General features: G+C 42.8%; 2 tRNA genes. Both read right to left on the reverse strand.

Going from position 1 to position 257, the window contains the following annotated elements:
* Positions 1–17 precede the first annotated feature (17 nt).
* Positions 18–102, reverse strand: a tRNA-Leu gene (locus H5300_RS27445).
* A 77-nt stretch (positions 103–179) separates the two neighbouring features.
* Positions 180–256 (reverse strand) — tRNA-Met (locus H5300_RS27450).
* Position 257: the final 1 nt, after the last annotated feature.

Here is a 257-nt window from a genome sequence, read left to right on the forward strand (position 1 = left end):
TTAAGATATCTAAATAATGGTGCGGTCGGAGAGACTTGAACTCTCACACCTCTCGGCGCCAGAACCTAAATCTGGTGCGTCTACCAATTCCGCCACGACCGCAGCAAATCTTTATAGTTATATCGATATTGGTAATTCAATATAACGTTGTTTGTACTTTTTCTTTCATAAAGAAAGAATGGTGGCTACTGCGGGATTCGAACCTGCGACCCCATCATTATGAGTGATGTGCTCTAACCAACTGAGCTAAGTAGCCA

The sequence above is a fragment of the Vibrio sp. SG41-7 genome (assembly GCF_014164465.1).
Taxonomy (GTDB): Bacteria; Pseudomonadota; Gammaproteobacteria; order Enterobacterales; family Vibrionaceae; genus Vibrio; species Vibrio splendidus.